Source organism: Dictyobacter kobayashii (assembly GCF_003967555.1).
Lineage (GTDB): Bacteria > Chloroflexota > Ktedonobacteria > Ktedonobacterales > Ktedonobacteraceae > Dictyobacter > Dictyobacter kobayashii.
This window is the reverse complement of the sequence record NZ_BIFS01000001.1, coordinates 207,693-220,345: the sequence shown is the minus strand read 5'-3', so window position 1 is coordinate 220,345 and position 12,653 is coordinate 207,693. Positions and strand designations below refer to the sequence as shown.

Sequence of the window (12,653 nt, the reverse complement as noted above, 5' to 3'; positions counted from 1 at the left end):
ATGCGATAATGGGCCAGATTGTATATCCAAATTGTATATATAAGTTATGTTTGAAGGAGTACGTGGTCTAGTGTCTGCTATTCATTATCCTGGTGCGAGTTTGAAACCGCATCGTGACGAGAGCTTGCTTAATGGACATCTCTGGATCTTCTCTGGCGCTCTCCAGCAACCTCCGCGTTGGGTTGAGAACGGGGGTGTATTGGATATAAAATCGGCGACTGGCAAGTTTGTCGCGCGCGGATATTATAATGCCAACACCGATATCGCCGTCCGTATTTTAACACATGATTTTGAGGAAGATATTGATCTTGAATTTTTGCGGCGGCGCATCCACAGTGCGGTAGCGCTACGAGAGGTTTTTGATCCCGAACAAACAAATGCCTATCGCCTGATTAACTCAGAAGGAGATGGTTTGCCAGGATTGGTGGTAGATCGCTATGCTGATATTCTGGTTGCCCAGATTCACACTGCGGGCATGGAGCAGTTGCGTCCACTGGTCATAGAGGCTCTGATGCAAGAGACTGGTGCCAGAGGGATACTATTGCGCAATGATGGTCAATCGCGTCGGAGAGAAGGGTTACAGATTGAGGAGCCCACTATCGCTGCTGGGGAAGTGCCTGAGCAAGTGCAGGTGCGTGAAAATGGTGTCTCTTTCTTCATCGATTTCTGGCAAGGTCAGAAAACCGGTTTTTTTCTAGACCAGCGTGATAAGCGTGAAGCGCTGCGTAAATATACGCGTGGAAAGCGTGTGCTCAATTGCTTTAGCTATACTGGCGGCTTTTCCGTCTATGCAGCCCTGAATAAGCCACCTGCCCAGGTGACAAGTGTAGATATCTCGGCACCCGCTATAGATGCTGCGCGCCAGATTTTTGAGATGAATGGATTAGACACCTCAGCCCACCAATTCGTTGTTGCTGATGTCTTTGATTATCTAGAAGAAGCGCACAGCCAGGGCGAGCTATTTGATGTAGTGGTGTTAGACCCACCAGCCTTTGCCAAGTCACAGGGGGCTCGTACACAGGCGCTCAAGGCCTATCGCAGGCTTAATATGCTTGGCATGCAAGTATTAAAGCCAGGCGGTATCCTTTTGACCTGCTCATGTTCAGGGGTGGTTGGAATGGATGATTTGTTAGGGTCAGTATCGCTCAGCGCCCAGCGTCTCCAGCGTTCAGTCCAGTTGCTTGAGTCTTATACGCATGGGGTAGACCACCCCATTCATATTGCCATGCCAGAGACGGCATATTTAAAATCCATTTTTTGTCGTGTGCAGTAGGAAGAGCCTGCTTGTACCGTCTGCTGGTCAATGAGTCAGTCTGTGATATGATGAATATCTATGTCGATATCCATCATTAGATAATAAAATGGTGATATATCCTGGTTGAAAGGTAGTTGTTCGATATGGAATTTTCCGGTTCGCAAACGATCAACGTCCCAATTGAGAAAGTCTGGGCGTATCTTTTGGATGTCAACAAAGTTGCTGCCTGCGCTCCTGGTTTCCAGAGTCTGGAAGTAGTAGAACCCGAGCACTGGAAAGCTCTGATTTCGGTTGGTGTTGGTCCTGTGAAGGCAAAGTTTAATCTGGATGTAACCCGGCCAGAGATGATTGAGCCTGAAAAGATGGTGGTTAAAGCTCGCGGTAAAGCCCCTGGAAGTACCGTAGACTTATCTGGTAGTATGAACCTTACCTCTTTGGATGCTGCTCAGACACAGATGGACTGGCAGGCCCATGTTATGGTGGGCGGCACGCTGGCCAGTGTGGGGGCACGTCTAATGAATAGCACCGCCGAAAAGCTTACAGAGCAATTTTTCGCGTGCTTAAAGACTAACCTGCAAGCCCCACAGGAAACAAATAGCAGTAATTAGCATAACTTACACAAAAAACAGGCAGCGTATCTGTACAACAATTGTTGCGCAAATACGCTGCCTGTTTTTTGTGTAAGTTATGCTTACAACGGGTCTTAGCCGATATTTTTTTCCAGGTTTTTGAAGAAGCTGCTGAGAGAATTCTTCACAATACCCTGGCCAAGGGGATTGTTTACGGTTGCTACCAGACCTTCGAGCTCGGCATTGGCATTGTAGGTAAGCAGAGCGCCGTCGGCCTCATCAACCAGGCTGATCTGAGCGACTGCGTTGATTGAGCCACCCTTACCCTGGCGCAGGAGCTGTAGTTCGAGATAGCTAGGATCCTGACGGCGTACGATATTGAGATTGAGTCCATATGGTCCGCGCAGGCCAGGCAGGGAGGTGGTAACCTCAACATAGAGTGTGTTAGGGTTCTCATAGCTAACGCTATTAGCACCTGGGATACTTGCTTTCAGCACCTCAGGATTGAGAATTGCATTGAAAACTTGAACGCTGCTTGCTTTAAATTTATGTGTTCCGCTGAGCTTCATGTAGGAAAAATCCTTCCTCTTTTTTTGAAATATGGCGTCCCACCACGTCAGTTTGGACGAACGGTTTATATACGTTCGTGTCGATCTATGCGATCAGGCACTATTGTAGCGTTTTCTCTAAATACTTTCAAGTAGGAAGATGTAAATATGCCAAATTTCCTAGCTTGCTCCTCCTACCTTTAGGACATAGTTATATTACAAGTGAATTAACAATAATGAGGCAAATGTGCTATGGATAGCGGTGAATAAACATTTTTATGCTATACTGCCTCTGTGTATCTCAACATGTATCATATGTCTAAAAAGTGGTTGTATATCGGGAGCTGTGATGATTTTGAATGAAGAACATGATGAACAAAATCAGCAAACATGGCTATCTCGTGTAGCACGGGAGCGTCAAGGCCTCTCTGTTTCTGTTGAAGAAACATTGGGGGATGCTTCTTCAGACGAATTAGGTTGGGCAGAGGTCGATGAGCATGGAATGACAAGCTTTACGCAGTCTGTACGTGAGCCATCGCTTGTTCCGCCGCGCCTGCGCCTACAATCTAGAGTGATAGAGGCCGTTCGTTCTGAAGATAATTCTTTTGCTGATGCTGGCTCATACGCTGTTGTTCCTTCTGGTGAGGTGGGGGAGAGGAAGCCCAATACCACAACACAAAATACGAACATACTGATGCGTTTTGCGCAGCGTTTAACATCGTCTTTTGTTGCCTTTAATGGCCCTGCTCAAATGGCGGAGGCCTCTTCTCTGGAACAAACTGAGTTCGGTTATACTCAGTCAGTCACTACAGGTATGAAGGCTTCTGCCCTGGCTTCAATTGCAGATATAGAAGTCTGCACTGCCTCAACAATGACTGGTCCAATACCAAAGGATCCGAAAGGGCCCTCAACCTCTCCGAAGGAGCAGAGTAGTCGGCAACGCCTGGCGGGTAGAACTACAAAAATTCGTTTAGAAGTTGTTCCTAATCCTGCGTCCCATAAGAATAAGGCGTGGGCATCCAATAGTAGGGAAAGTGATAGATTAGCTGAGGAACGAGAACAGGCTGATCTGGTTAAACGAGGAGATGCGAACACAACGGGAATACATCTTTCTGTGCTCTCTCCACGACGCGAGGAGGCGGGTTCAACCAGTATGCACCTTCCCACAGTGAATACCAAAAGAGAAGAGCGACACGCTAGTAGTCAGCCTCTTCCAGAAGTGGTCGCTGAAAAAGAAGAAGCACGACCAGAGATTTTCAAAGGTGTGCTGGAGCGATCTGCACAGGGAACTCTGTCAGGATCAGGATTTTTTGAGTGTGGGCAGAGAGATGCGACTGTTTCAAACTTGTATGTAACTGGCGCCAGTGTGGTATTGGTCACGCTTACTTCTAATCCGGGTCCTGTAGTGGTGCAATATATCTCTTTGCAGCCGCAAGTAGGATTTACTGTGCATCTAACTGCACCGACTTCGATAAAAACCTCGTTTAACTATATTGTGTTGCTTGGCGAGCTCTTTTAAGATGTTGCGCCTGGATAGATAAGGTGGGGATATAGTAGCATGGGTGGGGTTAGTAGTAGAGCTAACCCCTTTTTTATTGGCTGTGTGGGTCGCATGACTTTCTTTCCTGGGAATTCCAATGTTTATCTCTCATCCTTTAACAATTGCAAGCCAGTCGAAAAATTTTTCATGTGCTTTACAATATAGGTAAAGCAAAAATTTAATAAAATGATAAAAGGGTGAAGTGGTGATGCGGATAGGGAAGGAAACATTAGGAGCGCTTACAAACGATTATGTTTGCAAAATACAAAATAAAATACAAAAGTGGAGCGAGGCTGTAACGTATTCGCTTGAGGACGGGAAGCAGAAAAAAACAATTTATGCCTTGGATGGAGTACGCGCCCTGGCATGTCTGGGAGTGGTCAGTTTTCATCTGAATCTTTGGTCCTATATTGGCCACGTCTGGCATCCGTTTTTTGGTGATTTTGGTGCTATGATAAGTTCTCTGGCCTTGATTGGTGAGACGGGCGTACTCCTCTTTTTTCTGCTTTCTGGTTTCCTTCTCTTTTTGCCTTATGCTAAATCAATGTTATTTGATAGCGATTGGCCCTCGTTGCGGCGTTTTTATATACGTCGTGTCTTCCGTATTCTGCCTGCCTATTATGTCGCGCTTTTCTTGATGCTTTTTTATCTCAACCCCGATTATTTGCAACCAGCTTATTGGGACAAGATTTTGCTTTTTCTGACTTTTCGTATGGATCTTCCTGCGACCTATCAGCAGCTTAATCCTCCTTTCTGGACCCTGGCTATCGAATTTCAGTTTTATCTCCTGTTACCCCTGCTGGCCTGGCTAATGGGCCGCCTGGTGCGTTGGGGATCTCTTCGTTTTCGCATGCTTAAATTGAGTTTTTGTTTGCTAATGATGTTTGCCTGGGGGGTGATAACCCGCTACTGGGGCTTCAAACTAGCAGATACTAATCAATTGGATGCTTTCATTCCGCATGCACTGCTGCAGGTGCTCAGACCTTATATTTTTGGTACCGTGAGCAAGTTTTTTGAATCTTTTGCCATTGGTATGTTTGTGTGTATGTTGTATATATATCTTCATCATGCGCCAGAAGCTGAACAGATGAGGTTTCGTATCTCGCGCTTCTGTCCATTGCTTTTAACTTTTGGATTGGCCCTGCTGTTTATATTTAACATCTGGCATTATTATGCTATATACATGATCCATCTTTCTTTGCACTTTCTTGATCCTTATCAGGTTTTTCTAGAAAGCTACCGGGACATCTTTATGCAAGACGGTTTTTCGCTCGCCTATGGTTTCTTCTTATTTGCCATCTTGCACGGCTCGCGTCAGCTTCAGCGTCCATTTGAGTGGGCTCCCCTGCGCTGGATAGGCTTTATTTCTTTCAGCTTATACATGTGGCACGATCCATTCGTCCTCTACTTTCAAGCCAGCCTGCTGCCTCATTTTCAGTATATGGGCTGGAGTCCAGTTGCCCAATATGTTGTGTATGCTTTCTGGGTGGGTATAACAACTATTCCGCTGGCAATTACTCTCTATCGCTGGGTAGAGTTACCGGGTATCCGCCTGGGAGAAAAACTGTGCAGACTCATTGAACGTCCTCAGCAAAAGGTCGAAGTTGCCGCTATTTCAGCAGCCGAGGGTCGTGAAGCCATTCCCGCCGCGACTGTTAGTGGGCTGCAACCCAAAGAAAAGATATGATCTGTCTTATGGCGTTAAATTGTTGCCGTGTGGATATTGTTTAGCGATTTTTTTCGAGCAGTGGTAGTCTAACCGTAAAACAACTGCCCTCACCTTCGATGCCGCTACTTGCTACCTCGATCGAGCCGCTATGCAGGCGTAGAAATTCCGCAACTACATAGAGGCCAAGGCCGACTCCACGAGCCTGGCTATTGCCGATATTAGGGGCACGATAAAAACGCTCAAAAAGATGTTGTTGTGCCTGCAGAGGAACTCCAATACCGTGATCAGCGATCGCAATCTCAATTGAGGAGTATTTATTATCAGTGCGGCGTTGTGCCATCGTAATCGTAATAGGGCCACCCTGTGGACTATATTTGATCGCATTCTGCAGCAGATTAACAAAAATTTGCTGTAAGCGTGCGCGATCCCCTTTACGATATAGGCTCGATGAGCTTTCTTGATGGTATAACTGATTTCGTGAATAGTTGAAGTCGCACTGTGGTTGAGTACCAGCTCTTTGATGAGCTCGGCCATATCTATCTCTTCTGGATTGAGCTCGATCTGCCCACGATTGAGCCGCGTCACCTCCAAAAAGGTATTAACAATATTGGTTAATTGACGTGTTTGTTCCTCAATGTAAGAAATGCTCTCATTGAGCCGCTCTTTCAATTCTGGTGCCACCTCAACGGCGCGACCGAGCAGGCGTGACATCATCTGACTATGGGCCAGGATAATGGTCAGTGGTGTACGAAACTCATGGGCAGTGATAGCCAGGAACTCATCTTTTAGCTCATTGGACTCGCGCATGGTTGCTTCATTGATGCGCGCGATCTCTGCTTCCTGTTGCCAGTGGGTCTGCTCAATGGCCAGACCAGCAAACTGAGCGATTCCTTCAATTACTGCCATATCCCAGGCATTGAATTCTAGCACAGGCAGAGGACGGGTAGCGCGAGGTGTTTGATGAGCTGGCGTCTTATAGTGGGTTGAGCGATCGAGCAGCATCATTCCCAGTAGATGCTTGTTATGAGTGATCGGGGTAGCCAGCACCAGCGTATGTTTGACGAGTGTTGAGTGTTTATCGAGCTGCTCCTCATTGATCAGCGTGGCATGGCCCTCTTTCAACTGTTCATGCAGGCCAGGGGATTGATTGCCGTCTGGGGCGAACCAGTTTGCCTGTTCGCTCAACCAGACCTTTACTTCATCTTCTGTAAAGCCAATCGATAGCAGTGGCAAAAAGCTTTGTTGCTCATCCTGGTAGATCTGGACTACGCCGCGCTCACAATTCAGCGCGGTGAGCGTCATAGCGAGCACACGATAAAGGATCTCTTTGATATTGGTAACGCCGGAAACGGCTTCGGCTGCATGCAGCATTGTATCCAGTGCGCGGCGAATGCGGCGCTCAACTCTGACCTGTTCAGTAATATCGCGGAACGCGCTCACGATACCAATTTTTTTCTGTTCATTATCGAGCAACGGCTCAATGTTGACTTCAATTGCCTGTTCACTACCATCGCCTGCTTTATCCAGGTAACGCTCACCTCGGATACGCTCACCTCGCAATGCACGCGTGAGTGGAAATTGTTCTGGCGCCAGTGGTTGACCTGCCAGGGTGTGTAGAGGATGATGCTGGAGGTATGTGGCCAGTTGTTTTTTTGACTTATGCTTTAGTCCAAGGAAGTATGCAGCATTTTCATTACTGAGCATTACTTTGCCCTGTGCATCGCACACAATCAGCCCTTCAGTCATCGCATTAAACACTGCATTTAATGTATTGGCCCGTTCATTGGCCAGGGCTTCCGCCCGTTGCGCCTCAGCTAAGTGATATGCCTTTTCAATAGCCAGCGCACAATGAGCGGCAATATCCTGCGCGAAGGCAATATATCCAGATGATGGTGGTTTAGAATGATGGTGATAATCGACAAAGGCAAACCCAACGCAATGTTTTTTGGGGCACGGTTGTTGTTCCAGTTCTTGGGATGTCTGGTAGTGCGTTCCCCCTACTAAGAGAGGAATAATTAAGATGTTTCCCATGCCTAAATAATTAAACCAGCTTAGCTCTTCGTGCGTCAATTGCTCATGATAAATAAACATCGGTGTTTGTTGCTTGATTGTCTGGCAGCAATTTGAAAATGCTGTCAGCTTTGAGGATGGAGTGCTAGATGCAAGTGGAAGCATATGCTGATTGACAAGTTTGAGTTGATCGGCCTCTATTAAAGCGATGGCGGCCTGGTCTGTATGGAGGCCCCTGGCCAGGTGTTCAGCAGCAATATCCAGCACCTCGGAGAGCTTATCGCTGGAGTTTACCGTCATCGCTACCTGATAAATAGATTGTGCCCTTTCAATCAGTCGTTCTGCACGTCGACGTTCTATTTGAGCTTCTTGATAGAGCCGTGCATTATCAATAGCGACAGCCGCTTGCTGACCGATGGCACGTGCCAACTGCAACTGGTCATCGGTAAATTCTGTACATTTTCCAGGATTATCCAGCGACATCATCCCAACAGGCCGATCTTCTCGGATAAGTGCTACCAGCAGTATCGAGCGCACAAAAAACTTTTCGGCCAGAGGCAGGAGCGTAACTTCAGCCGAGAGATCCTTGAGTGAAAGCAGGCCTTGTGCTTGAAGTAGTTGTTGGATAACAGGATTATTAAAGGCGATCGAGCTGTGGTGCCAGACCCGGTCAGCGGCCTGAAAAACTTTGCTTTTAAGGTTCTGGGTTGACATATGATAGGCTGAAGGGAGGAATTGAGTGCAGGTATCATCCAGGAGCCAGACTGCGCAGCGAGAAACATCACAGACCTCTGTTGCACGTCTTACAAGCACCTGTAGGATACGCGTTGGATCCAAAGAAGAGGCCAGCAACTCCGACAACTCTCGTAAAAGTTCACTTTCACGCAATGCTTTGCGCAGGCGGTTATGTTCCTGGCTGTTAGTGGATAATGGACTTTCACTTCGCATATATATTGACCTCTTATGAGAAATGCTTTGGATGCATATGTACAGAGAATTCTTATTGCCAGCACCGTTGCAAACCATGGCTGTACGAGGTTTTTTCTTGTTGAGTCAAAGTGTAGCAGATTCATCTACTTCGCGTCAAGAAACGCGCCAATGCTATCAAAGAGATTTCGCGCTGCCTGATGTAGTGATGTGTGTAAAGTGTATAAGCGCCAGTGCTGGCTTGTGGTCAGCTGCCTCTTTTTATGGGAAGCGTGTCGCTCCCGGGCGGGCGGCCGCTGCCGCGCCCGAGAAGAAATTTTGTATGAGCTCCTCAGGCGCAGGAGATCGTATCGAAGAGCGCGGTGGCGATGGGCGTCTGACATTCGATAAGAAGATTGCTGTTTGCTGCATGCTATAATACAAGCCACTCGATATCCCTATTTGGGGCTTGAAATGTTAGCTGGTGGCGAGTGGAGAGGTGATTGGTTGAGCAGCAAAAAACAAGGAGACTTCATGGCTATTTATATCGGTATCGATTATACAGATACAGGCGCGAAAATTTGTCTTACTGAGGATGATGCTCTGTTAGAGTGGCGGCACTTCCAGGATCCTATTGCGTTGCAAACCTATCTTCAACGGGCTTGTGCCTCTTATTTAGTTGTAAGTATCGCTGTTGCAATCCCAGGTGAAACTGAGCTTGTTTCTCTCGACAACCGGCCTGTGGATCAATGGAAAATAGCACCTGCGTATAAAGATTTTCTTTCTCTCTTACCCTCTCTTTCTCCACAGAGCTATATATTGCCCTCGATTAGATATCTGCCTACTATTGCCGCCCATCGGCGCTTGTTGCGTGCCGACTTTGGCTCATCGGCTACCCTCTGCCGTATTGCGTCGCTACTCTATCAAATGAGAAAGCAAGATGCTCCATGGTCAGAGCTCACATTCCATCATTTAGAATTATTAAATAACGCCTATCGGTTAGCAGTGATCAAAAATGGACAATTAATAGATGGCGTAGGTGAGTGGAGGGTTTTCTCTGAAGCAGGGGAGGTTGAAGAGAATAGTCAGGCCAGGGAAGAGCTCGTGTCGCAAGCGCTATTTGAACAATTGACGAGAGAACTGGCAGCCATGCTGGCGATCCATCACAGCGAAGACATCGTTGTGCTAGAGCATACGCAGCAGCCAGCAGCCTCTCGTAAAGAAATGATAATCGAATATTTTGCTGATCACTATCAATTTTTTCACTATCCGCAAAGCGAGACCGAGCTCATTGGATTCGAAGCCGCCCAGGGGGCCGCTATCCTGGCGCATGGCTTGAGTCGGCCCGGTCTGGCCGCGGAAGTAGTTCAACAGCTATTTGCTATGGCGCATGCGGAATGTTTCAATGACCAGCGCGAGCACTGATCCAGCCACAACGCTTAATGTGGTCGGCAGCTTTCCCGCTGAGCTCTCTTTAGTTTTAGACGGTTCCTGGTGCTGATGCACAATTTTTTGCTGCTTTAGTTGATTTTTCTGCTGATTTCTCTCTTCTTTCACGCGTGTATCAGCAACGTGGGCATAGTCGGCACGGTCGGTTGGTTCGGAATCGACATGGGTTGGCGACTCTGCGTCGGGACGATCTCGATTCAGTTTGCCACCCATTGTGCTCACGAAGGTAGCCAGATCATTGGGTAAGGGCTGAACATGCTCAAAGAAGAACGCATTGACCTCAGCTCCCAGCATCAGGATAACCGCGAAGTAGTAGAAGAAAACCAGCAGCACTACCGCGAAGCCAATCTGGCCCTGATAACTTCCCAGAAAATGGGAGGTATAAAGGGGGAATAAGGCAATGAAAATTTCCAGCAGGACGGCAGCGGCAATGGCTCCTTGCCAGCTATTGCGGGGATTGATCTTCTGATTAGGCACAAACACATAGATTGCCTCAAACAGCAAGAATGCTGCGATCAAGCCTCCAGCGTAGCCTGCGATCTGAACCGTTATCGCATTATTGGCCAGAGCAGACAGAAATGGAATGGCCTTCAGGGCGGGATTATTGCCAACAATGTTTAATAGTACCGAAGGAAGCGTGGCAGCAAAGACCATAATGGGGATGAGTATAGTGAAGATCAACATCATTCCAATCGCGATCCCATTTTGTTTTAAGAAAGGCCGGGGTCGAACGCGATAGACGATATCCATACATCCCTCAATTGCCACAAAGAGTCGGGAGCCGCCAAAAACCGCCAGAATAACCGCCACAATAGCCAGAAAACCAGCTGATTGGGTGAGACGCTTTGTTACGCTTTGGATCAAGTCTTTCTGTGCTGAATCCAGTCCTGGTATGCCTCCTATCGCATCGAGTATATTGGTGCTATGTTGTGCCTGGAATCGCAGCCAGAACAAATCCCAGAATAGCTACCAGGGCAATTGCAATTGGGAGCATAGCTGTTAGCAAGCTATAAGCGAGGGCACCTGAAAAGGTCATTGCCCAATCGTTACTAAATTTACGGAAAAATTGTTGTAAAGGTTTTCCATCTTTTTTAGCAGCAGAGAACAAACTCGTCGTTTTTGATTTTAGTGAGCTATCTGATGTATGGGTTTCACTTGCCATGACAACACCTCTTTAGACCGCTGGTTTTAAGATCTTTTTAGAAAAAAATACCAGTATGAGTACATATCAAGACTGCAGAAATAGGCAGTTGTGGCATCATATCATACGCCCTCTAGTCAGGTATTTTGAAAACCTGGTAACCTAGAACTTCTATTCCTGATATGTATTTTACGGGCGATGCCAGATATGCGTTTCATTGTGAAGAAGAATAGCGTATAGTATAGATATACGTATCAGTTATATCTATCCAATTAAGTAGAAAAGAAGAGAATGAGCTCACAACAACCCAGATCGTTTGTCTTTTTATTATGGGATGCAGTTCGGATTGGCGTACGTACTTTCTGGCAGAGCAATGCGAATCCCGCCCGGCCTATCTTACTACGCCAGCAGGCTCTGGCTGTTCTAGGATTACCGGCGAATGCAACCCCAGAACAGATTAAACGACGCTATCGCAAACTGGCCAAACGCCATCATCCTGATTGTGGTGGAGATCCCAAAGAGATGCAACGTATTATTGCCGCCTATGAATGTTTGATGAAGGAGCATGCCAGGTAAGCTGCGTATTATACCAGGCGTGCTCCACAGCTATTGCAGAAACGTTTACCTGGACGGCACCGTGCCCCACATTGATCGCAGAAGATAGCTTCAGGCCGGCTATTTGCTGGTGTAGAAGCTGAACTGACGGTGGGTTGTTGCATGGGTGGCTGATAGGGAGTGGCTGCCGGTCCAGGGTGGCCTGTGGAGGCCCTGATGGCTGTGGAGATCCTGTCGGCGTCGCGTTCTGCTGGCTACTGGATTCCTGTACTGATTGTATGGTCCCCTGAATGGTTTTAGCGGCTTTGACGGCCATGCCCCCCAGTGTGCTGGCGATTTTTAGGCCCTTGGCGATATCATCCATATCTTTTTGCAGCCTATGTGTGGGTGGCAGCATGGTAGAATCCGACACTTTGGTGAAGTAATTTGGGCCGATCTGTATACCCGCCTCATCAGGAGTAATATGGGCTTGTTCGCTACCACCTTGATCGAATTGCAGGTATACCAACAAATCTTGTTGTGTATATGACCCTTCCATGCGGGTTTCTGGAGCCGCTGATGAGACTTGTTGTCCTTTTATCAAGGATTGGGCGGCGTTAGCTGCTCGGCTTCGATTTTGTGTTGTTAGAACAAAGCGGCCATTTGATTGCAGCACGAGTCGATCAATGCGAGAGGTAAAGTAATCCAAGCCAACCCCAGAACTATGTATACATTCATATTGACCAACGATGGGTTTCATCGGTTGACCCCCTTGCTCCCAGAATATAGTAGTAAGAACAAACTAATGTATAATACTATAGCACTTAATTGGCTGCTATGTCGTCTGTCTGTGTGCTGAGGTTATTCTTGTGGTTATCATAATACTACTCTTCAGCGCGTCTCTATTATATAGCCCAAAGGGGTATGACTCTTGATCATTTGTAAAGTAGCTTTATAATGTTCCAGTGCTGCATCCAGTTGCTGAAACTCCTGATAGATGCCTGCAAGGTGGATCTGAAGTAGCAATAGCTC

Annotated in this window: 12 protein-coding genes and 1 pseudogene; 7 read left to right on the top strand and 6 right to left on the bottom strand. The window is 47.2% G+C overall.

Annotation, left to right across the window (positions count from 1 at the left end; genetic code table 11):
• Positions 1-70: 70 nt before the first annotated feature.
• Together EL645_RS00945 and EL645_RS00940 are read left to right on the top strand one after the other, a co-directional pair.
• Positions 71-1,273 (top strand): class I SAM-dependent rRNA methyltransferase, encoded by a 1,203-nt coding sequence (locus tag EL645_RS00945; protein ID WP_161977008.1) that lies wholly within the window; start codon positions 71-73, stop codon positions 1,271-1,273.
• Positions 1,274-1,398: 125 nt separating this feature from the next.
• A complete protein-coding gene (locus EL645_RS00940) occupies positions 1,399-1,863 on the top strand; it encodes an SRPBCC family protein (RefSeq protein WP_126548311.1) in 465 nt (154 codons plus the stop codon).
• Between the two features lie 95 nt (positions 1,864-1,958).
• Here EL645_RS00940 and EL645_RS00935 read toward each other — a convergent pair whose 3' ends face one another.
• Complete coding sequence (locus EL645_RS00935) at positions 1,959-2,393, bottom strand: SRPBCC family protein (RefSeq protein ID WP_126548310.1); 435 nt, start codon at positions 2,391-2,393, stop codon at positions 1,959-1,961.
• Between the two features lie 241 nt (positions 2,394-2,634).
• Here EL645_RS00935 and EL645_RS00930 point away from each other — a divergent pair, with 241 nt between their 5' ends.
• Positions 2,635-3,891: a hypothetical protein gene (locus EL645_RS00930; RefSeq protein WP_126548309.1), complete on the top strand. Its 1,257-nt coding sequence runs from the start codon at positions 2,635-2,637 to the stop codon at positions 3,889-3,891.
• 364 nt (positions 3,892-4,255) lie between these two features.
• Entirely contained in the window at positions 4,256-5,599 is a 1,344-nt protein-coding gene (locus EL645_RS00925; protein WP_161977007.1) for an acyltransferase family protein, read from the top strand.
• A gap of 40 nt (positions 5,600-5,639) precedes the next feature.
• Here the strand turns inward: EL645_RS00925 and EL645_RS45145 are convergent, their stop codons facing one another.
• The gene (locus EL645_RS45145) at positions 5,640-5,960 is read right to left on the bottom strand and encodes a sensor histidine kinase (RefSeq protein WP_371865709.1); all 321 of its coding nucleotides are present in this window, start codon (positions 5,958-5,960) and stop codon (positions 5,640-5,642) included.
• 200 nt (positions 5,961-6,160) lie between these two features.
• A pseudogene (locus EL645_RS00915) lies at positions 6,161-8,539 on the bottom strand (GAF domain-containing protein); the annotation flags it as partial.
• 100 nt (positions 8,540-8,639) lie between these two features.
• Here EL645_RS00915 and EL645_RS00910 point away from each other — a divergent pair.
• Together EL645_RS00910 and EL645_RS00905 are read left to right on the top strand one after the other, a co-directional pair.
• Complete coding sequence (locus tag EL645_RS00910; protein ID WP_136625149.1) at positions 8,640-8,936, top strand: hypothetical protein; 297 nt, start codon at positions 8,640-8,642, stop codon at positions 8,934-8,936.
• Between the two features lie 95 nt (positions 8,937-9,031).
• Positions 9,032-9,922: a DUF1464 family protein gene (locus EL645_RS00905; RefSeq protein WP_161977005.1), complete on the top strand. Its 891-nt coding sequence runs from the start codon at positions 9,032-9,034 to the stop codon at positions 9,920-9,922.
• On the opposite strand, the gene EL645_RS00900 is transcribed toward EL645_RS00905, so the two are convergent.
• On the bottom strand, positions 9,872-10,900 hold the full coding sequence (locus tag EL645_RS00900; protein WP_126548304.1) for a YihY/virulence factor BrkB family protein: 1,029 nt from the start codon (positions 10,898-10,900) through the stop codon (positions 9,872-9,874). The two genes, EL645_RS00905 and EL645_RS00900, sit on opposite strands and share 51 nt — an antisense overlap.
• Positions 10,869-11,108 (bottom strand): hypothetical protein, encoded by a 240-nt coding sequence (locus EL645_RS00895; protein ID WP_126548303.1) that lies wholly within the window; start codon positions 11,106-11,108, stop codon positions 10,869-10,871. Before EL645_RS00895 ends, EL645_RS00900 begins: the two co-directional genes overlap by 32 nt.
• 270 nt (positions 11,109-11,378) lie before the next feature.
• Here EL645_RS00895 and EL645_RS00890 point away from each other — a divergent pair, with 270 nt between their 5' ends.
• On the top strand, positions 11,379-11,663 hold the full coding sequence (locus EL645_RS00890) for a J domain-containing protein (RefSeq protein WP_126548302.1): 285 nt from the start codon (positions 11,379-11,381) through the stop codon (positions 11,661-11,663).
• Here the strand turns inward: EL645_RS00890 and EL645_RS46195 are convergent.
• Positions 11,620-12,381: a hypothetical protein gene (locus EL645_RS46195; protein ID WP_126548301.1), complete on the bottom strand. Its 762-nt coding sequence runs from the start codon at positions 12,379-12,381 to the stop codon at positions 11,620-11,622. The genes EL645_RS00890 and EL645_RS46195 overlap by 44 nt on opposite strands.
• Between the last annotated feature and the right edge of the window lie 272 nt (positions 12,382-12,653).

Bases quoted from the DNA above. Each gene is read 5' to 3' on its own strand.
- EL645_RS00905 (WP_161977005.1), top strand. From the start codon at position 9,032: ATGGCTATTTATATCGGTATCGATTATACAGATACAGGCGCGAAAATT.
- EL645_RS00940 (WP_126548311.1), top strand. From the start codon at position 1,399: ATGGAATTTTCCGGTTCGCAAACGATCAACGTCCCAATTGAGAAAGTC.
- EL645_RS00895 (WP_126548303.1), bottom strand. From the start codon at position 11,108: ATGGCAAGTGAAACCCATACATCAGATAGCTCACTAAAATCAAAAACG.
- EL645_RS00890 (WP_126548302.1), top strand. From the start codon at position 11,379: ATGAGCTCACAACAACCCAGATCGTTTGTCTTTTTATTATGGGATGCA.
- EL645_RS46195 (WP_126548301.1), bottom strand. From the start codon at position 12,381: ATGAAACCCATCGTTGGTCAATATGAATGTATACATAGTTCTGGGGTT.
- EL645_RS00935 (WP_126548310.1), bottom strand. From the start codon at position 2,393: ATGAAGCTCAGCGGAACACATAAATTTAAAGCAAGCAGCGTTCAAGTT.